Below are 18,926 nucleotides of genomic sequence, written 5' to 3'. Positions count from 1 at the left end.
CCTGAAAAACTCCACATTAAGACTCAGACATAAGGGCTGAGAAGTCGGAGAGCGACGGTAAAACTCTACAGAAGACCTAGACATGAGGGCTAGGAAGCCGGGGAGCGGCGGTAAAATCGGTATAGTTGGGGGCATTCGTTTGGATGTCCCCAATTTTTATAGTCAGGTGGTTTCGCAAAGATGAAGAAATTTACCCGCGACGAAACAGTAAAAATTCTACATGAGTCGAGTATCGCTTATCGTGAGAAACTCGCGGGACGAGTGTTTGCTGTCATTTATCAAGATTCTTCTGCAGGAGCGGGGACGGAATGGAAACAGATTGTTTTTTCGGAGAGTAATTTTGCGCATTTGACGGGAGTTCGCTATGCAGAGCAGGTGACGCCGAAGGTGTTCTTTCAGATGTGCTGAGGAAGGTCTATGCAGTATATTCTAAGCGCGCTGGAACAAAAGAAGCGTGGGCATGCGTATACGTTGATGAGAAGATTGTGCATGAAATCAATCAAGATGCGCTTCCGCAGGATATACGGGATGCGATGAAATGAATACGATAAAGAGCGCCCCATCGACGGAGAAATCCACCGATGGGGCGTTCTTTTGCTAGGGGATCGTTGATAAAATGAGGTGTTTATCAGTGCTTCTCTAGTTCCGCGAGCAGTGCGCGGCATCCTGCATCCACGTCGCAGTAGGTCACGTCAAAGTTCCCTGTGTACCACGGGTCGGCGATGTCGCGGTTTTCGCCAATGTAGGAGAGGAGGCGGTGTACCTTGCCTTTGGGATCGCCGCCCGTGAGGCGGGCGAGGTCACGCATGTTCTCCTCGTCCATTCCGATGATGATGTCGTAGGCGTCATAGTCGGCGCGTGTCATGAGCGCCGCACTGCGTTTCTCGTATGGGATGGCGTGTGCGTCCAGCACGGCACGCGTGCCATGGTGGGTGTCGCTGCCGATTTCATCCGTATGGAGCGCCTTGGATGCGACACGGATGCGATCCGCCAGTCCCGCCTCGCGAACGAGATGTTTCATCACGAACTCCGCCATCGGCGAGCGACAGATGTTGCCGTGGCAGACAAATAGAATATTTACTTTGTCTTTCTTTTTTTGTGTCATGCAGATTTTCCTCGTGCCAGTGACTCAACCTCGTGTAGGGGAATATCCAGCAGATCAGCGATCTCTGCTGTTGATTTTCCTTTGGACAGCATACGTAGGATATTGTGCCGACGCTCCTCCGTGCGCCCTTTACTAAGTCCCTCCTGACGACCTCTTGCCATCAGTTCTTCCATGATTTCACACACAGAGCTTACCCCCTTTTCCTGTTCTTTGAAAAATGATGTCCGATCAGCGAGTTCTTTGTAATTCATCTCTGCCGGGTTCGGGCGGAAGATATTCCCATACGTATTATAGCAAATTATGGCTTAAGGAAGCACTGATAAATTCAGCACTACCATCTTGACGCATCTTTTTCGCCCGCACTTCGGCGGAAAATCCTCCACATAGCCTTTGCTATGCGTCCGGTTTTCCTCCTTGTTCGGACAAAAAATCTACGCCAATCTGGCAGACTTCATTTTATCAGCGATTCCTTAATTCCCAAGTTTTACCGTGAACATGTTAAGCTTTCGTACTTTATTTACGAATCCTGTATTGAATCGGAACTGCGAAAGTTGAAATGTTTTTATGAAGGTGTTAGAATATAAATGGATTTGTGTGTCTAGTATAATGGCACCTCAGATGAGGAAGAGTGTTCGACAGCATCATGTAGGAGTTGAGTTCGATCGTGCATAGTGGAATGTATCATCGCAGATGGAAGAAGGCGCATAGGGGCGCAGCGGCGCTGCTCTGCACGGCGGTGCTCTGTGCGGGGACGGCGGCAGATGCCGCGCCGTCGCTTGCACGGCCCGAGGCGGATATTGCAGGTGAGCTGCTGACGCCGGAGATCGGCGTGGAGGATCGGACGCCGACGTATCAACAGGATCATTATGATGCGACGTTTACGGTGGAGAACTTCATTCTGGAGGCGCCCGATCTGAATCTAGACAAGGCGCCGCTTGTCACGCTCCTGCAGGAGGGGATGGGCAAGGGCAAGACGATTGCCGATCTGCGCCGTACGGTGGATGCGCTGACGACATACTGCCGTACCCACGGCTATCCCGCCGCGGCGGCGTACCTTCCGCCGCAGGACAGTCCGGACGGGACGGTCGTCCTGCGCATCATCCCGGGACGCTATGATGAGATCACGATTGACAATCGCAGCCGCCTCAAGACGCCCGTGGCACAGCGTATCATTGCGGCGCTGAAGGCGGATGACATCATCACGACGGATAAGCTCGAGACGGCGCTCTACTCGGTGTCGGATGCGACAGGCGCGCGCGCCGTGGGTGTGCTGAGCCCCGGCAGGGAGTTCGGCACGAGCAAGCTGACGGTGCGCATCGAGGACTCGAAGGAGTCCAATACGATTTTCTATGTGGAGAACTACGGCAGCCCCTCGACGGGACGCTACCGCTACGGTCTGCAGGAGACGCTCTACGATCCGTCGGGCACGGGCGACAAGGTGAATGTCGGTGGGCTGATCTCCAATGGGAGTCTGCGCAATTTCTACGCGAACTATGAGACGGTGGTCGGACGCGGCGGCTCGACGCTCGGTGTGGGCATTTCGCGCATGAACTACGAGGTCGGCGGACAGCTCGCAAAGATCGGCGCAGAGGGCAAGTCGACGACGGTGACGATCTTTGGACGCGTGCCGATTTTCCATCAGACGAACCGCAGTCTCGCTCTGCGTTATGGGTACAACTACCGCGATCTGGAGGACGACATTACGGCGTTTGACCTCGAGGGAAAGAAGCATACGCACAGCATCTACGCGGGGCTGATCGGTTCGCAGCAGTCGGGCGGGCTGAGTCTTGACTACAGCACGAATGTGACGCTTGGCACGTTGAGCTATGATTCGTTCTACAGCACGGTGCTCGGCATGGTCAACAATGTCGACGAGGGGACGTATGCCAAGCTCGAGGCCGACCTGACGGCCGTGCAGAAGATTGGGCACGCGACGGATTTCCTCGTGAAGGTGTCGGGGCAGAAGGCAAGCCGCAATCTCGACAGCTCGGAGGAGTTCTACCTTGGCGGCCCGAATGGCGTGCGTGCCTACGCACAGGGCGAGGGCTCGGGCGATGAGGGCGTGCTCGGCACAGCGGAGCTGCGCTACCATACGCCTGTGCGCGGATTGACGCTCAGCACGTTCTACGATACGGGCGTCGTGCGCGTGAGCAAGAGCCCGGTGGGCGAGGGAGACAACCACGTGTCGCTGCGCGGCTGGGGAATCGGGGCAGCATACAGCGCACCGGGCGACTGGTTTGCACGTCTCGACTATGCACGGCGCATCGGTTCGGATTTGTCGGTCGCACCGAAGAATAACGCACGCGGCCGCGTCTGGTTCCAGCTGGGCAAGATATGGTAAGCAACGATTGATGCGATGCGCCCCCTCTGCGCGCTTGCTGCGCTGACGGGGGCGCGTTATTTCATACGGAGCGGGATGGGGATATGAGACTGAGGAGAAAGCCGTGGATTGACGCGGCGATTTTGGACTATGCGGCGTTTGTCACGCCGCTCGGCGGGGACTGGACGGGCTCAGCCGGGCACTGGGCGGAGCAGTTCGGACGCAGTGCGCCTCTTCACGTGGAGATCGGTGTCGGCAAGGGGGATTTCCTGACGGAGCTTGCGGCACGCCATCCCGAGGTGAATTACGTCGGGCTCGAGGCGCAGCAGGGCGTGCTTTACTTCGCGGCACGTAAGGCCGCAGAGCGGGAGCTGACGAATGTCCGCCTGCTCGTCTTCGACGCGGCGCGTCTGACGGAGCTTTTTGCCCCGCATGAGGTCGATCGCATCTATCTGAACTTCTCCGATCCGTGGCCGAAGGCGCGGCATGCGAAACGCCGCCTGACGAGCGAGGTGTTCCTCGCGCGTTACCGCACGGTGCTCAGGGAGGGCGGCGAGATTCGTTTCAAAACGGATAATACGGGGCTCTTTGCCTACTCGCTTGAGACCATGGAGCGTGAGGGGTGGCGTCTGACGGATGTGACGCACGACCTTCATGCACTCGGCGAGGCGGACAATATCATGACGGAGTATGAGCGAAAGTTCAGCGCACGCGGCGCAAAGATCGGGCGGCTCGTGGCACATCGCCCCGCAGGGGATATGTGATGCACACGCGGTATACGCTCTTTAAGAGCGAGACGGAGCCAATCGTCATTGTTATGGTGATTCTCCTCGTGACAGGAACGATCAATGTGTTCAGTTCGAGCTATGTGCTGGCGGCGATGAACTTCGAGAATCCGTATTATTTTCTGCAGCGGCATCTCCAATGGCTCTTGCTCGGCACGATTGCCTGCTGGCTCTGCCGGCGGATGAACTATCAGCGACTGCGCGGGCTCATGTTCATCGGGCTGGGGATCAATCTCTTCCTGCTCGTGGCGGTTCTCTTTGTGGGGACGACGATTAACGGCGCGCAGCGATGGATCGCCCTTGGCCCCTTGAGCTTTCAGCCGGCGGAGTTTGCCAAGCTCATGGGCGTGCTCATGGGCTCGTTCTCGATCTCGGCGGTGCTCGCAAAGGAGCGGTTCCGCATGGACCGCGACTGGCCGCGTGTTGCAATTCCGTTTGGCGCAATTCTCCTCATGGCGTTTCTCGTCTATCGTGAGCCGGACTTTGGAACGGCGTGCATCGTGTTCGGTGTGCCGCTTTTTATGGCACTCGTCCTGCTCGTTCCGCCGCGCCGCTGGGTGCTGATCCTGATCCCTGTCGCATTGGCGGCGCTTGCGATCGGAACGCTGCAGCCCTATCGCATGAAGCGCATGGAGGTGTGGCTCGATCCGTGGTCGGATGCACGGAACGCGGGCTATCAGATGGTGCAGTCCCTCTCGACGATCGGCTCGGGCGGTATTTTCGGCATGGGTTTCGGCGATGGCGTGAGTAAATATGAGTACCTTCCTGAGGCGCATACGGATTTCGCCTTTGCAATTTTCAGTCAGGAGCATGGCTTTTTCGGTGTGCTGTTGATCTTCTTCCTGTTCGCCGTTCTGTTGGTCGCGAGCATTCGCGTAGCGACGCGGGCAAAGGATACGTTCGGACAGGTGCTCGCCCTCGGCATCATCTTCCTTGTGGTCGGACAGGCACTCGCCAATCTCGCAATGGTCGCGGGACTGCTCCCCGTCGTTGGCGTGCCGCTGCCGTTCATCAGCTACGGCGGTTCGTCGCTGATCGTGACGATGGCGGGGATGGGGATGCTGCTCGGTATCGCGGACCGCAGCAAGGATGCACCGCCCGTGAAAAAAAAGAAGCATGAGCCGCCGGAGGTGCGGCGGAGCAGGATACACGTGGTGCAATAGGAAAGTATGCAGCTGGTGCATAAGGGGCGCCCCTTCATGCAGCATTTTTCGAGGAGATGCGATGTTCAGTAGCTTTGTTCTGGGGATGCAGCAGGATGTGAAGATGTTCCTCCTGCCGCCGTTGCTCTGCGCCGTATTCCGACTGATCTTCATCTTGGTCTATCGTCCGAAGAAGTCACCGTGCGGCGAGTGGAGGAAATGGCTGACATGCTTCCGCTACGGTTTCTGGTGGGGGATGGATGTCAACGCATATCTCTATCTCGCCCTCCTGCTCCTCGTCTCTCTGCCGGGAGCGTTTTTTCCTGCGTACTTTGCCGTTGGGGATACCGTGCGGCTGGCGGTATTTCTCCTCTACGCCGCTGTCCTTTATACGGCGTTTCTCGGGAAGATGATTTTCTATTCACATTTTCACGATACGTTCAATCCAATTCTCCTGCTTGGACGCAACGCCGACAAGCGAAATCTGGCGGATATTTTCTTTCATCAGAACCACGGCGCGTGGCTGCTGCTGAGCTATCTGCCCTATCTGGCGTTCTGCTATGCCGCAGGGAATGTTCTTTTGGCACTGCCGCCGTTTGCGTATCCGACACTGGCGGATGGGACGGGGCAGTACGCAGTGAATACATGTGTATTCGTACTGTCGATTGTGTTTTTTTACTGGCTGCGCTATGGAGGGACGCTGCGTCACCGAAAAAAGCCGGAGTGGGACGAGGTACCGGTCACGGTCAAGAAGGATGTGTTCCTCGGCAAGGCGACGATGGATGACCTCATCGCACTGAAACTGCTGCGGCGGCGCACTGTTCATGCGGCGATGCGGCACACGGATGCGGATACGGCAGTGATCCTGCCCGCCATTATTTCCTCTGATGCACCGCTTCTGCCCGATCCTCTGTGCGCATTTGCGCGGACGGCACGGGGCGCAGTCATCACACCGCCGCGCCGCATTTTCTTTCTGCTCGCAGAGAGCTACGGGCAGGTGCATTTTGATGCACCGTACGCACCGCTGGGGCTGATGGAGGCAGGGGCGCGATTCCGCGCGGAAGAGCATACCGTCTGCATCGACAATTTTCTCTCGGGCGGCATGATCTCACAGCCGTCGCTCACGAGTCTGCTTGCCGGTGTCTACGATGCGGACTTGGAGCTGAACGAAAATGTGCTCTTCTGGGAGCGCACGCTGCCGACAGCTCTGCCGCTCATCCTCAAGCGTCTCGGCTATCGTACGTCTTTCTGGTATGGTGGGGGACTGAACTGGGGGAGCTTGACGCATTTCATCCCGGCGCTTGGCTTCGATGCGGCGTACGGCGGCCCCGATATATGCCCGCCAGGTGCACCACGCACATGGCTTGGGGTCTACGACCATCTTTTCCTTGCGGAGGTGGGGCGGCGGATACGCGCGGAGGACGATGTCCCATCGTTTCACTTCATCTATACGACGTCGAATCATGGCCCGTATCTGCTCCCGTTTGAGGAGTATGGATTCGACGCGAGGCGACTGACAGACCGCGGCGTGCGGAAGGACTCACTGAAGTATCGCGGTCTTGCCTGTGCATGGTATGCCGATCAGGCACTCTGCCGTTTTATTGACGAAATGCGGGCGGTTTATCCCGACAGCCTCTTCATCGTGACGGGGGATCATGTGGGCGGAGAGTTCCCGTTGATTCCGGGGGTGACAGAACGCAGAGAGCTGCTGCTGCGCGAGCGGCTGATGACCTCGTTCTCGATGCATCATCCGCAGCTGACCACGGAACATTTGGCAGGAAATACGATCGGCGGGCACATGAACATCCTGCCGACATTGATCGAACTGATTGCGCCGCAGGGGTTCTCCTACTGCTCCATTGAAAAACCGCTGACGGAGCATCTCGACCATGTCGTTACGCCATACGCATGGCTGACGCAGGAGGAGGTCGGGCACTATCAAGATCGTACGGCACAGGCACTGACGGTGACGGCAGGAACGCTGCCGTGGCAGATCGATACGGCGCGATTTACGGAGGAGCGCGATGCGTACGTCGAGCTGACGGCCTACTATGTGCGGCATCCGGAGCTGCTGATCAGGAAAGAGGATCTTTGAGTTTTTCTTGCTTTTGATGCAGAAAGACACGCTAGGAAAAGTGTAAATGTAAAACTTTGTAAAATATGCGTTGACAAGGGTTTTTACGAATGATATTATGTGAAAGTCCCTTTTTGGAGGTGGACTATGTCTCTGGAGAAATTGCGCACAGCACGCTGTATTGCGGGCGTCCATCAGGTGTGTAAAGCCGTGCAGAGCGGCGCGGCAGAGGCGGTGTTCATCGCATCGGACGCGGATGATCGCGTGCTTGCTGCGCTGCTTGCGGCGTGTGCGGCGGCGGGCATCGAGCCAAACCGTACGGCGACACGGGCAGAGCTGGGCGAACATGCCCGCCTTGACGTGAGTGCTGCGGCGGTGGCGGTTTTACGGAAGCACTGATGCATCCAGTTTGACTGGTGTATCGGCGTCCCTACGGTAAAAACGCAGAATCTGCGTTTTCATACAAAAAGAATTGGAATGACGACAAAGGAAGGAGGTGCAGTATGCCAACGATCAATCAGCTCATTCGCAAGAGCCGGAAGAGCCTTGAGGAGAAATCGAAAGCACCAGCACTGAAGAACAGCCCGCAGAAGCGCGGCGTCTGCACGCGTGTCTACACGTCCACGCCGAAGAAGCCGAACTCTGCTCTTAGAAAGGTTGCTCGTGTTCGCCTGACGAACAGCATCGAGGTGACCGCATATATCCCGGGCATTGGGCACAATCTGCAGGAGCACAGCGTCGTCCTCATTCGCGGCGGCCGTGTCAAGGATCTGCCGGGTGTCCGTTACCACATCATTCGCGGGTCGCTCGATACCGCTGGTGTGCAGGATCGCGCACAGGCGCGCTCGAAGTACGGCGCGAAGCGTGCGAAGAAGAAGTAAGGCAGTATATCGTTAAGGAGGTTGGGCTATGCCACGTAAGGGCCCTGTGCCGAAGAGGGATGTTCTGCCGGATCCGGTATATCATTCCAAGACGGTGACGAAGTTTATCAACAAGGTTATGCTCTCGGGCAAGAAGAGCGTCGCACAGCGCGTCGTCTATGATGCGTTCGAGACGATTCGCGAGAAGACGGGGCAGGATCCGCTCGAGGTGTTCGAGACGGCACTGCGCAATGTCATGCCTGTGCTCGAGGTCAAGGCACGCCGCGTCGGCGGTGCCAACTATCAGGTGCCGGTCGAGGTTCGTGCGGACCGCCGCATGACACTCGGCATCCGCTGGCTTGTCGGCTATGCGCGTCTGCGCGGCGAGAAGACGATGGATGCACGCCTCTCGGCAGAGCTGATGGACGCTGCGAACAATACGGGCGCGGCGATCAAGAAAAAGGAAGATACGCACAAGATGGCGGAGGCCAACAAGGCATTCGCACATTATCGCTGGTAATCCCCAGTAGTGTAAGGAGCGATAGGAAACAGTGGCAAGAGAATATTCCCTTGAAAAAACGCGGAATATCGGCATCATGGCGCACATCGATGCCGGCAAGACGACGACCACCGAGCGCATTCTCTTCTACACGGGCGTAACGCACAAGATCGGCGAGGTTCATGAGGGCGCTGCCACCATGGACTGGATGGTTCAGGAACAGGAACGCGGCATTACGATTACGTCGGCGGCGACGACCTGCCACTGGAAAGACCATCGCATCAATATCATTGATACGCCGGGTCACGTTGACTTTACGGTCGAGGTAGAGCGCTCGCTGCGTGTGCTGGACGGCACGGTCGCCGTCCTGACCGCCCGCGGCGGTGTTGAGCCGCAGACGGAGACGGTCTGGCGTCAGGCAGAGCGTTACAATGTCCCGCGCATGGCGTACGTCAACAAGATGGACATTACGGGCGCGGATTTCTTCAACGTCATGAAGATGATGCGCGAGCGTCTTAATGCGAACCCGGTGGCGATTCAGCTGCCGATCGGCGCAGAGGATGAGTTCAAGGGCATCATTGACCTCGTGAAGATGGATGCCATCGTCTACGAGGATGATCTCGGCAAGGTGACCGATGAGGTTGAGATTCCTGCTGAGTACAAGGAGCAGGCGGCAGAGTACCGCGACAAGCTCCTTGAGGCATGCGCTGAGACGGACGATGAGCTGATGGAGAAGTACCTCGGCGGCGAGGAGCTGACCGAGGAGGAGATCCGCGGCGCGATCCGCAAGGCGACCATCGCCTGCGAGATGACGCCGGTGACGTGCGGCACGTCGTACCGCAACAAGGGCGTCCAGCCCCTGCTTGATGCGATCGTTGACTACATGCCTGCCCCGACGGATATCCCGCCGATCGCAGGTGTGAACCCTGACACGGGTGAGGAGGATCACCGTCCGGCGTCGGACAGTGCACCGTTCTCGGCACTCGCGTTTAAGATCATGACGGATCCGTTCGTCGGAAAGCTCGCGTTTTTCCGCGTTTACTCCGGCACGCTGAACTCCGGCTCGTATGTCTACAATGCGACGAAGGACAGCAAGGAGCGTATCGGCCGCATTCTCCAGATGCACGCGAACAACCGCAAGGAGATCGACATCGTCTACAGCGGCGATATCGCGGCGGCGGTCGGTCTGAAGAACACGACGACGGGCGATACGCTCTGCGATGAGAACAATCCGATCATCCTTGAGTCGATGGAGTTTCCGGATCCCGTTATCTCCGTTGCGGTGGAACCCGCGACGAAGAACGATCAGGAGAAGATGGGCATCGCCCTCCAGAAGCTCGCTGAGGAGGATCCGACGTTCCGCGTTCATACGGACGCTGAGACGGGCCAGGTCATCATCTCGGGCATGGGCGAGCTGCATCTGCAGATCATCGTCGACCGTATGCTCCGCGAGTTCAAGGTCGACTGCAAGGTCGGTGAGCCGCAGGTTGCATACCGCGAGACGATCCGCAAGCAGGTCAAGGCGGAAGGCAAGTTCGTCCGTCAGTCCGGCGGTCATGGTCAGTACGGTCACTGCTGGCTCGAGCTCATTCCGCAGGAAGCGGGCGAGGGCTTCAGCTTCGAGAACAAGGTCGTCGGCGGCGTGATTCCGAAGGAGTTCATCAACCCGATCGAGGCCGGTGTTCGTCAGGCAATGGAGAGCGGCGTTGTCGCAGGCTATCCGATGGTCGACATCAAGGTCATCGTCTACGACGGCTCGTTCCACGAGGTCGACTCCTCCGAGGCGGCGTTCAAGGTCGCCGGCTCGATGGCGTTTAAGGCAGGCGCGGAGAAGGCAAACCCCGTTCTCCTCGAGCCGTACGTCAAGGTTGAGGTCACGGTGCCTGAGGAGTATATGGGCGACGTTATCGGCGATCTGAACTCCCGCCGTGGACGCATCGACGGCATGGAGCCGCGCAACGGCGTGCAGGTCATCAATGCGTACGTTCCGCTCTCGGAGATGTTCGGCTACTCGACGGATCTCCGTTCCAAGACCCAGGGTCGCGGGAACTACTCGATGGAGGTTTCCTTCTACGACGAGGTTCCTAAGAATATAGCTGACGCTGTTGTCGCCAAGAACAAAGGCGAATAAGGAGGAATTGTTAAATGGCAAAGGAAAAGTTTAACCGCAGCAAACCCCATGTCAACATCGGCACGATCGGTCACGTTGACCACGGCAAGACGACGCTGACGGCGGCGATCACGAAGGTTCTCTCCGAGAAGGGCTATGCGAAGTTCGAGGACTATGCGGACATCGATAAGGCACCGGAGGAGCGTGAGCGCGGCATCACGATCAACACAGCACATGTTGAGTATGAGACGGACAAGCGTCACTATGCACACGTGGACTGCCCGGGCCATGCGGACTATGTCAAGAACATGATCACGGGTGCTGCACAGATGGACGGCGCAATCCTCGTCGTCTCGGCAGCAGACGGCCCGATGCCCCAGACGCGTGAGCACATCCTGCTCGCTCGCCAGGTTGGCGTTCCCGCGATCGTTGTCTTCCTCAACAAGGTTGACCAGGTCGACGATCCCGAGCTTCTCGAGCTCGTTGAGATGGAAGTTCGCGAGCTCCTCTCGAGCTATGACTTCCCCGGCGATGAGATCCCCGTTATTGCTGGCTCCGCGCTGAAGGCACTCGAGGGTGACGATGCGATGAAGGCAAAGATCCTGGAGCTCATGGATGCGGTTGACGACTACATCCCGACGCCGACGCGTGACACGGACAAGCCGTTCCTCATGCCGGTCGAGGATGTCTTCACGATCACGGGCCGCGGCACGGTCGCAACGGGTCGTGTGGAGCGCGGTGAGCTGAAGCTGAACGACACGGTTGAGATCGTCGGCCTTCAGGATGAGGCGCGCAGCACGGTTGTTACGGGCATTGAGATGTTCCGCAAGCTGCTCGACAGCGCGGTTGCCGGTGACAACATCGGCGCACTGCTCCGTGGTGTGGACCGCAAGGACATCGAGCGCGGTCAGGTTCTCGCAAAGCCGGGTTCCATTAACCCGCACACGAAGTTCAAGGCGCAGGTCTACGTCCTGACGAAGGAAGAGGGCGGCCGTCATACGCCGTTCTTCACGAACTATCGTCCGCAGTTCTACTTCCGTACCACGGACGTGACGGGTGTTGTCCGTCTCCCCGAGGGCACGGAGATGGTTATGCCTGGCGATAACGTCGAGATGGAAGTCGAGCTCATCACCCCGATCGCCATCGAGCAGGGCCTCCGCTTCGCTATCCGCGAGGGCGGCCACACGGTTGGCGCGGGTCGTGTTACGGCGATTGAAGGCTAATTCTTAGTCTCTTGATATTCCCTAGGGAGAGGAGCGGCGCGCTCGCGTCGCTCCTTTTCGAGGGAAATGACGGTACGATGGAATTGGACCGGAATTTCCGATGGGGAGTAGAATAAAAACTTCTTTTCATCTTTTGGAATCATACGACAGACGACGTACTCCATGCGATGACATGGCAGATGGCTATGCCCCGATGGGGCAGAGGGAACTGCCGTGGAGAAATGTTTGGGGCGGGACCCCGGACGAAGGAGGAAAACTACTTTGGCGAAACAGCAGAAAATCAGAATTCGTTTGAAGGCCTATGACCACAAGGCACTCGATCAGAGTGCGGCGAAGATCGTCGACACAGCGAAGAAGACGGGTGCGATGGTCTCCGGGCCCATTCCACTTCCGACGGAGAAGAATGTCTACACGATTCTCCGTTCCCCGCATGTCAACAAGGACTCGCGTGAGCAGTTCGAGATGCGCACGCACAAGCGTCTCATCGACATCCTGCAGCCGACGAACAAGACGGTCGATTCACTCATGCGTCTCGATCTGCCGGCTGGCGTTGACATCGAGATTAAGCTCTAATAGGAGGTGGATGCCTTGGCTAAGGCTATTTTAGGAAGAAAACTGGGTATGACTCAGATCTTCACAGAGGAAGGCCGCGTCGTCCCCGTGACGGTCGTGGAGTCCGGCAACAACTTCGTGCTCCGCAGCAAGACGGTGGAGTCGGACGGCTACAACGCTGTGCAGATCGGGTTTGGCGACATTAAGGAGAAGAACGTCACGAAGCCGCTCAAGGGTCAGTTTGAGAAGGCGGGCGTGAAGGCAGTGCGCTTCATTCGTGAGATGCGCCTTGCCGCTCCTTCCGAATACAATGTAGGCGACACGATCGGCGTCGACATCTTCGCTGAGGGCGACCTCGTCGATGTGGTCGGCACGTCGAAGGGCAAGGGCTTCGCGGGCGGCATCAAGCGTCACAACTTTGCGCGCGGCCCCATGGGCCACGGCTCGAAGTCGCATCGTGAGCCGGGCTCGACGGGTGCGATGATCTCCGGTCCGGGCGGACGCGTCCTCAAGGGCAAGAAGCTCCCGGGCCGCATGGGCGGCGAGCGCGTCACCGTGCAGCGTCTGACGGTCGTCCGTGTGGACGCCGACCGCAACCTCATTCTCATCAAGGGCGCGATTCCGGGCCCGAAGAAGGGATTCGTTGTGATTAAAGATACCGTAAAGCCTGCAAAGGCAGCGAAAGAATAAGGAAGGAGGAATCGCAGTATGGCAAATGTAGCAGTCTATGATATGGCGCACAACCAGGTTGGCGAGATCAGCCTGAACGATGCGTTCTTCAATGTTGAAATGAATGCCGGCCTCCTTCATCAGGCGGTTGTCCTCCAGCTCGCGTCGCAGCGGCTTGGCACGCATGCCACGAAGACGCGCGGTCTCGTGCGCGGCGGCGGACGCAAGCCGTGGCGTCAGAAGGGAACGGGTCGTGCCCGTGCAGGTTCGACGCGCAGCCCTCTGTGGGTCGGCGGCGGCACGGTCTTTGGACCGCATCCGCGTAAGTACGGCTTCACGATGCCGCGCAAGCAGCGCCGTCTCGCTCTGAAGTGTGCGCTCTCCGATAAGGTGCGCACGGGCGATTTCATCGTTCTCGATCACCTCGATTTCGACGCGCCGAAGACGAAGGCAGCAGTGAAGCTCCTGAGCGACTTCGGTGTGGATGCAAAGAGCCTCTTCATCACGGCGGACGAAGCGGTGAACGTGGAGCGTTCGACGAGCAATATTCCGGGTGTAAAAGCCATCACGGCAAGTGGAATCAATGTCTTTGACATTCTCCATCACGACAAGCTCTTCATTACGAAGGATGCCATCACCCGTATCGAGGAGGTATTCGCATAATGGAAGCACGTGATATTCTCGTACGCCCGCTGATCACCGAGCGCACGACGCAGCTCATGGCTGAGGGCAAATACGTCTTCGTCGTTGCGAAGGCTGCCAATAAAATCGAGATCGCCAAGGCGGTCGCAGAGGTCTTCAAGGTGAAGGTCGCAAAGGTCAACACGGTCAACGTCACCGGCAAGAAGAAGCGCATGGGACGTACCGAGGGCAAGCGCCCGGATTACAAGAAGGCCATCGTAAAGCTTGCTCCGGGTGAGACGATCGAGTTCTTTGAAGGCTGAGACGAAAGGAAGGTACGAACGTGGCAGTAAAAACTTTTAAGCCGTATTCTGCCGGCAGACGTTTCATGACGGTCTCTTCCTTCGATGAGATCACGACGGACAAGCCGGAGAAGTCCCTGACCGTCCGCCTCACCAAGACGGGCGGGCGCAACCAGCAGGGCAAGCTGACCGTACGCCATCGCGGCGGCGGACACAAGCGCCTCTACCGCATCATCGATTTTAAGCGCACGAAGGACGGCATCCCCGCCCGTGTGGCGACGATCGAGTACGATCCGAACCGCAGCGCTCGCATTGCTCTCCTGAACTATGCGGATGGTGAGAAGCGCTATATCCTCGCGCCGAACGGCCTCAAGGTCGGCGATGTCGTGGAGTCGGGTGCCGAGGCGGATATCAAGCCGGGCAACGCACTCCCGCTGAAGAACATCCCGCTCGGTACGATCATCCATGCCGTTGAGCTGAAGATCGGCAAGGGCGCACAGCTCGTCCGCAGCGCGGGCACGTCGGCACAGCTCATGGCAAAGGAAGGCGACTATGCACTCCTGCGCATGCCGTCCGGCGAGATCCGCCGTGTGCACGTCAACTGCCGTGCGACGATCGGCGAGGTCGGCAACCTCGAGCATGAGAACATCACCATCGGCAAGGCCGGCCGCAGCCGTTGGCTCGGACGCCGTCCGGAGACGCGCGGTATCGCGATGAACCCGAACGACCATCCGCATGGCGGCGGCGAGGGCCGTTCGCCGGTTGGACGCAAGAGCCCGATGACGAAGTGGGGCAAGATTGCGATGGGCAAGAAGACGCGCCGCAAGAAGAAGGCGTCGAATCGTCTGATTGTGCATCGTAGGAAGTAATAAGTAACTCATGAGGACAGCCCCTGCTTTTGGGGCATTCCTCTGAATTGCTGATTTAACACCGCAACTTGCAGATAGAACCTCGTCGGATTGATTGCAGTCCGACGAAAGGAGGAAAAACTTTGTCAAGATCGATTAAGAAAGGGCCTTTCGTCGCAGAGAGCCTGATGAAGAAGATCGAGGCACTCAACGAAAAGAATGAGAAGAAGGTTGTGCGCACGTGGTCGCGCAGCTCGACGATCTTCCCGGATTTCGTGGGTCATACGATCGCCGTCCATGACGGACGCAAGCATGTTCCCGTCTACGTGACGGAGGATATGGTCGGACATAAGCTCGGCGAATTTGCGCCGACACGTACATTCAAGGGTCACGCGGGCGAAGAGCGCAAGACCTCGCTGCGCTGATAGAGAGGAGGACGATTCGTGGCACAGGAAGTAAAGGCTACCGCCAAATACATCCGTATCGCCCCGCGCAAGGTTCGCATCGTGATGAACCTCGTGCGCGGCAAGAGCGTTGCTGACGCTCTGGCGATCCTGAAGTTCACGCCGAAGGTCGGCGCGGACGCCGTGGAGAAGGTGCTTCGCTCTGCTATCGCAAACGCAGAGAACAACTTCGACATGGATGTGGATCGACTGTTCATTTCCTCAGCTTTCGTTGACCAGGGGCCGACCTTGAAGCGCATTCATCCGCGTTCGCGTGGACAGGCGTTCAAGATTTTGAAGCACACGTCCCATATCACGGTTGCCGTAAACGAAAAGTAATAGGGAGGGAAACAGTTTGGGTCAGAAAGTAAATCCCCATGGCATTCGCCTTGGCATCGTCAAGGACTGGGATGCCCGCTGGTATGCAGACAAGGATTTCGCGCAGAATCTGCATGAGGACATCAAGATTCGCGATTACCTCAAGAAGAGCCTCCAGACCGCAGGTGTTCCCCGCGTGGAGACGGAGCGCAGCAAGAACCGCCTGAAGCTCACGATACATACGGCAAAGCCGGGCATGGTCATCGGACGCGGCGGCTCGGGCATCGAGCAGATCAAGGAGGGGCTCAAGGGCCTCACCGAGAAGCGCGTTGACATCAATATCGCAGAGATCAAGCAGCCGGACCTCGATGCGACGCTCGTCGCCGAGAACATCGCGGCACAGCTTGAGCGCCGTATCGCGTTCCGCCGTGCGATGAAGCAGGCGGTCGGACGCACGATGCGTCTCGGCGCGAAGGGAATTAAGATCGCCGTCAGCGGCCGTCTCGGCGGCGCGGAGATCGCCCGCCGCGAGTCCTATCGCGAGGGCAGCATTCCCCTGCACACGCTGCGTGCAGACATCGACTACGGAACGGCTGAGGCACACACGACCTACGGCCGCATCGGCATCAAGGTCTGGATCTTCAAGGGCGAGGTTCTCCCCGACAAGAAGCAGGCACCGAAAAACAATAAGGAAAGGAGCGAGGCGTAATGTTACTTCCAAAGCGTGTCAAGTACCGCAAGCAGTTCCGCGGACGCATGAAGGGTAAGGCACAGCGCGGCAACACGGTCAGCCATGGCCAGTACGGTCTCGTCGCTCTGGAACCTGCATGGATCACGAACCGCCAGATCGAGGCTGCGCGTATCGCGATGACGCGTTACATCAAGCGCGGTGGTAAGGTCTGGATCAAGATTTTTCCGGACAAGCCCGTTACGGCGAAGCCGGCAGAGACCCGCATGGGCTCCGGTAAAGGCTCGCCTGAGTACTGGGTTGCTGTCGTAAAGCCCGGCCGCGTCCTCTTTGAGATGGACGGCGTGTCGCGTGAAGTGGCGGCAGAGGCCATGCGCCTCGCAGGGCATAAGCTCCCGATCAAGACGAAGTTCGTCGTACGTGAAGAAGTAGAGGGCGGTGAAGTGAATGAAGGTTGATGAGATTCGCGGCCTGAGTGCCGATGAGCTCACGGAAAAACTCGCGTCGCTCAAGGAAGAGCTCTTTGGCCTCCGTTTCCAGCATGCCACCGGACAGCTCGACAACCCGATGCGTATCAAGGACGTAAAGAAGACGATTGCCCGCATCAAGACCATTCAGCGCGAGCAGGCAAACGCCTAAATCTCAGTTAGGTAAACTGGTGAAAGAGTCCTACCGAATTCGCATGGATTTTTCGTCCTGTCAAGAAAACAAGCCGAACGCAGAGCGGTTCTCTGTGGAGGTTTGTTGACGCGGAGAGGGCGGAAAAGATGAAGAAGTCGGTATGATATGCATGGGAAGGAGGCTCATAGAGATGAGCGATAGAAATGTACGCAAGGTACGAGTCGGCAAGGTCGTGTCCGACAAGATGGACAAGACGGTTGTCGTCGCTGTCGAGGAGCTCGAGCAGCACAAGATGTATAAGAAGCCGGTCAAGAAGACGGTGAAGTTCCACGCGCATGACGAGAAGAACGATGCACACATCGGTGATCGCGTGTCGATCATGGAGACGCGTCCGCTCTCGAAGACGAAGCGCTGGCGCGTGGTCGAAATCGTCGAGCGCGCGAAGTAAGGAGGAAACAGATCAATGATACAGCAGGAAACAATCCTGAATGTCGGCGATAACACAGGAGCGAAGGAAATCCTCTGCATTCGCGTACTGGGCGGCTCATACCGTAAGTATGCCAACATCGGCGATGTTATCGTCGCCTCCGTCAAGGCGGCAGCGCCGGGCGGCACGGTGAAGAAGGGCGATGTCGTCAAGGCGGTCGTCGTCCGCAGCGTCAAGGGGATCCGCCGTCCCGACGGTTCCTACATCCGCTTCGACGAGAATGCGGCCGTCATCATCAAGGACGACCACACGCCGCGCGGAACGCGTATCTTTGGACCGGTCGCACGTGAGCTGCGCGAGAAGGATTTCATGAAGATCGTCTCGCTTGCGCCTGAAGTTCTTTAAGGAGGAGGTGTTATTTTGTCGCTGGCAAAACTGAACGTCAAGAAGGGCGATACGGTCGTCGTTCTTTCCGGTAAGGATAAGGGCAAGCAGGGCAAGGTCCTCGTCGCTCAGCCGAAGAAGGGCAAGGTCATCGTGGAGGGCGTCAACAAGGTAAAGCGCCACACGAAGCCGAGCCAGAGCGCACCGCAGGGCGGTATCATCACGAAGGAAGCACCGCTCTTTGCGAGCAAGGTGCAGCTCGTTTGCCCCGCATGCGGCAAGGCGACGCGCGTCGCACACCGCATCATCGGCGAGCGCAAGGTGCGCGCCTGCAAGAAGTGCGGCGAGCCCATCGAGCAGTAATTTTCGAGGAAAGGAGGAATACGCAAAGTGGATAGACTCAAAGAGAAGTATCAGAAGGAAGTTGCTCCCGCGCTGACGGAGAAGTTCGGCTACAAGAACGTCATGCAGCTCCCGAAGGTGGAGAAGATCATCATCAACATGGGCGTCGGCGAAGCCGTCGGCAACCCGAAGGCACTCGATGCCGCTGTGACGGATCTCACCGCGATTGCCGGCCAGAAGCCCCAGCTCACGCGCGCGAAGAAGTCGCTCGCTGCATGGAAGCTCCGTGAGGGCATGCCGATCGGCTGCAAGGTCACGCTGCGCGGCACGCGCATGTATCAGTTCCTCGATAAATTCATGAACGTCGCACTTCCGCGCGTCCGCGATTTCCGCGGCGTCAGTGAGAAGGCATTCGACGGGCGCGGCAACTATGCCGTGGGTCTGCGCGAGCAGCTCATTTTCCCCGAGATTGACTACGACAAGATCGACAAGATCCGCGGCATGAACATCGTCATCGTCACGAGCGCGCATACGGACGAAGAGGCCAAAGAGCTCCTGCGTCTCATGGGTATGCCGTTCCGCGCATGACGGGC

The 18,926-nt window shown here is 57.9% G+C and carries 27 protein-coding genes; 24 read left to right on the top strand and 3 right to left on the bottom strand.

Going from position 1 to position 18,926, the window contains the following annotated elements; all coding sequences use genetic code 11:
* The first annotated feature begins 180 nt into the window (after positions 1–180).
* On the top strand, positions 181–408 hold the full coding sequence (locus ADJ74_RS02450; protein WP_050341620.1) for a PBECR4 domain-containing protein: 228 nt from the start codon (positions 181–183) through the stop codon (positions 406–408).
* 220 nt (positions 409–628) lie between these two features.
* Here ADJ74_RS02450 and ADJ74_RS02445 read toward each other — a convergent pair whose 3' ends face one another.
* From ADJ74_RS02445 to ADJ74_RS11455, 3 genes are all read right to left on the bottom strand, one after another.
* Positions 629–1,105 (bottom strand): low molecular weight protein-tyrosine-phosphatase, encoded by a 477-nt coding sequence (locus tag ADJ74_RS02445; RefSeq protein ID WP_050341618.1) that lies wholly within the window; start codon positions 1,103–1,105, stop codon positions 629–631.
* On the bottom strand, positions 1,102–1,290 hold the full coding sequence (locus ADJ74_RS02440) for a hypothetical protein (protein ID WP_039981351.1): 189 nt from the start codon (positions 1,288–1,290) through the stop codon (positions 1,102–1,104). The genes ADJ74_RS02445 and ADJ74_RS02440 overlap by 4 nt, the downstream gene beginning before the upstream one ends.
* Positions 1,291–1,410: 120 nt before the next feature.
* A complete protein-coding gene (locus tag ADJ74_RS11455; protein WP_071586108.1) occupies positions 1,411–1,536 on the bottom strand; it encodes a secretion protein HlyD in 126 nt (41 codons plus the stop codon).
* Positions 1,537–1,781: 245 nt separating this feature from the next.
* Between ADJ74_RS11455 and ADJ74_RS02435 the strand changes: the two genes are divergently transcribed.
* From ADJ74_RS02435 to rplE, 23 genes are all read left to right on the top strand, one after another.
* Positions 1,782–3,446, top strand: coding sequence for a ShlB/FhaC/HecB family hemolysin secretion/activation protein (locus tag ADJ74_RS02435; RefSeq protein ID WP_050341616.1), 1,665 nt, complete (start codon positions 1,782–1,784; stop codon positions 3,444–3,446).
* 83 nt (positions 3,447–3,529) lie between these two features.
* The gene (gene trmB, locus ADJ74_RS02430) at positions 3,530–4,189 is read left to right on the top strand and encodes a tRNA (guanosine(46)-N7)-methyltransferase TrmB (protein WP_009753867.1); all 660 of its coding nucleotides are present in this window, start codon (positions 3,530–3,532) and stop codon (positions 4,187–4,189) included.
* Positions 4,189–5,373 carry an FtsW/RodA/SpoVE family cell cycle protein gene (locus tag ADJ74_RS02425; protein WP_009753868.1) on the top strand — a complete coding sequence of 395 codons (1,185 nt, stop codon included), beginning with the start codon at positions 4,189–4,191 and terminating at the stop codon, positions 5,371–5,373. Before trmB ends, ADJ74_RS02425 begins: the two co-directional genes overlap by 1 nt.
* A gap of 61 nt (positions 5,374–5,434) precedes the next feature.
* A complete protein-coding gene (locus ADJ74_RS02420) occupies positions 5,435–7,447 on the top strand; it encodes an LTA synthase family protein (RefSeq protein WP_050341614.1) in 2,013 nt (670 codons plus the stop codon).
* Between the two features lie 126 nt (positions 7,448–7,573).
* Complete coding sequence (locus tag ADJ74_RS02415) at positions 7,574–7,825, top strand: ribosomal L7Ae/L30e/S12e/Gadd45 family protein (RefSeq protein WP_050341612.1); 252 nt, start codon at positions 7,574–7,576, stop codon at positions 7,823–7,825.
* Positions 7,826–7,929: 104 nt separating this feature from the next.
* On the top strand, positions 7,930–8,307 hold the full coding sequence (gene rpsL, locus ADJ74_RS02410) for a 30S ribosomal protein S12 (RefSeq protein WP_006691184.1): 378 nt from the start codon (positions 7,930–7,932) through the stop codon (positions 8,305–8,307).
* Between the two features lie 28 nt (positions 8,308–8,335).
* Positions 8,336–8,806 (top strand): 30S ribosomal protein S7, encoded by a 471-nt coding sequence (gene rpsG / locus ADJ74_RS02405; RefSeq protein ID WP_006691183.1) that lies wholly within the window; start codon positions 8,336–8,338, stop codon positions 8,804–8,806.
* A gap of 31 nt (positions 8,807–8,837) precedes the next feature.
* Complete coding sequence (fusA, locus tag ADJ74_RS02400; RefSeq protein ID WP_050341610.1) at positions 8,838–10,916, top strand: elongation factor G; 2,079 nt, start codon at positions 8,838–8,840, stop codon at positions 10,914–10,916.
* Positions 10,917–10,930: 14 nt separating this feature from the next.
* On the top strand, positions 10,931–12,118 hold the full coding sequence (gene tuf / locus ADJ74_RS02395) for an elongation factor Tu (protein ID WP_050341608.1): 1,188 nt from the start codon (positions 10,931–10,933) through the stop codon (positions 12,116–12,118).
* Positions 12,119–12,379: 261 nt separating this feature from the next.
* Entirely contained in the window at positions 12,380–12,691 is a 312-nt protein-coding gene (gene rpsJ / locus ADJ74_RS02390; RefSeq protein ID WP_006695835.1) for a 30S ribosomal protein S10, read from the top strand.
* A gap of 15 nt (positions 12,692–12,706) precedes the next feature.
* The gene (rplC, locus tag ADJ74_RS02385; protein ID WP_039981354.1) at positions 12,707–13,360 is read left to right on the top strand and encodes a 50S ribosomal protein L3; all 654 of its coding nucleotides are present in this window, start codon (positions 12,707–12,709) and stop codon (positions 13,358–13,360) included.
* A gap of 18 nt (positions 13,361–13,378) precedes the next feature.
* A complete protein-coding gene (rplD, locus tag ADJ74_RS02380; protein WP_009753873.1) occupies positions 13,379–14,002 on the top strand; it encodes a 50S ribosomal protein L4 in 624 nt (207 codons plus the stop codon).
* On the top strand, positions 14,002–14,283 hold the full coding sequence (rplW, locus tag ADJ74_RS02375; RefSeq protein ID WP_009753874.1) for a 50S ribosomal protein L23: 282 nt from the start codon (positions 14,002–14,004) through the stop codon (positions 14,281–14,283). Before rplD ends, rplW begins: the two co-directional genes overlap by 1 nt.
* Positions 14,284–14,303: 20 nt before the next feature.
* Entirely contained in the window at positions 14,304–15,131 is an 828-nt protein-coding gene (rplB, locus tag ADJ74_RS02370) for a 50S ribosomal protein L2 (protein ID WP_009753875.1), read from the top strand.
* A gap of 122 nt (positions 15,132–15,253) precedes the next feature.
* On the top strand, positions 15,254–15,535 hold the full coding sequence (gene rpsS, locus ADJ74_RS02365) for a 30S ribosomal protein S19 (RefSeq protein ID WP_006695832.1): 282 nt from the start codon (positions 15,254–15,256) through the stop codon (positions 15,533–15,535).
* Positions 15,536–15,553: 18 nt separating this feature from the next.
* Positions 15,554–15,892, top strand: coding sequence for a 50S ribosomal protein L22 (gene rplV / locus ADJ74_RS02360; protein ID WP_009753876.1), 339 nt, complete (start codon positions 15,554–15,556; stop codon positions 15,890–15,892).
* 16 nt (positions 15,893–15,908) lie between these two features.
* Positions 15,909–16,580 (top strand): 30S ribosomal protein S3, encoded by a 672-nt coding sequence (gene rpsC, locus ADJ74_RS02355; protein WP_009753877.1) that lies wholly within the window; start codon positions 15,909–15,911, stop codon positions 16,578–16,580.
* Positions 16,580–17,017, top strand: a complete 438-nt coding sequence (rplP, locus tag ADJ74_RS02350; protein ID WP_009753878.1) for a 50S ribosomal protein L16 — start codon at positions 16,580–16,582, stop codon at positions 17,015–17,017. The genes rpsC and rplP overlap by 1 nt, the downstream gene beginning before the upstream one ends.
* Complete coding sequence (gene rpmC, locus ADJ74_RS02345) at positions 17,007–17,198, top strand: 50S ribosomal protein L29 (protein WP_006307553.1); 192 nt, start codon at positions 17,007–17,009, stop codon at positions 17,196–17,198. Before rplP ends, rpmC begins: the two co-directional genes overlap by 11 nt.
* Before the next feature lie 172 nt (positions 17,199–17,370).
* The gene (gene rpsQ, locus ADJ74_RS02340; protein WP_006691170.1) at positions 17,371–17,628 is read left to right on the top strand and encodes a 30S ribosomal protein S17; all 258 of its coding nucleotides are present in this window, start codon (positions 17,371–17,373) and stop codon (positions 17,626–17,628) included.
* A gap of 15 nt (positions 17,629–17,643) precedes the next feature.
* On the top strand, positions 17,644–18,012 hold the full coding sequence (gene rplN / locus ADJ74_RS02335; protein ID WP_009753880.1) for a 50S ribosomal protein L14: 369 nt from the start codon (positions 17,644–17,646) through the stop codon (positions 18,010–18,012).
* 15 nt (positions 18,013–18,027) lie between these two features.
* Positions 18,028–18,354 carry a 50S ribosomal protein L24 gene (gene rplX / locus ADJ74_RS02330; protein ID WP_009753881.1) on the top strand — a complete coding sequence of 109 codons (327 nt, stop codon included), beginning with the start codon at positions 18,028–18,030 and terminating at the stop codon, positions 18,352–18,354.
* A gap of 27 nt (positions 18,355–18,381) precedes the next feature.
* Complete coding sequence (rplE, locus tag ADJ74_RS02325) at positions 18,382–18,921, top strand: 50S ribosomal protein L5 (protein WP_006691167.1); 540 nt, start codon at positions 18,382–18,384, stop codon at positions 18,919–18,921.
* Positions 18,922–18,926: the final 5 nt, after the last annotated feature.

It is taken from the genome of Selenomonas sp. oral taxon 478 (genome assembly GCF_001189555.1).
In the GTDB taxonomy this organism is placed as follows: domain Bacteria; phylum Bacillota; class Negativicutes; order Selenomonadales; family Selenomonadaceae; genus Centipeda; species Centipeda felix.
The sequence above is the reverse complement of the archived record's forward strand: the minus strand, read 5'-3'. Positions and strand labels throughout refer to the sequence as shown.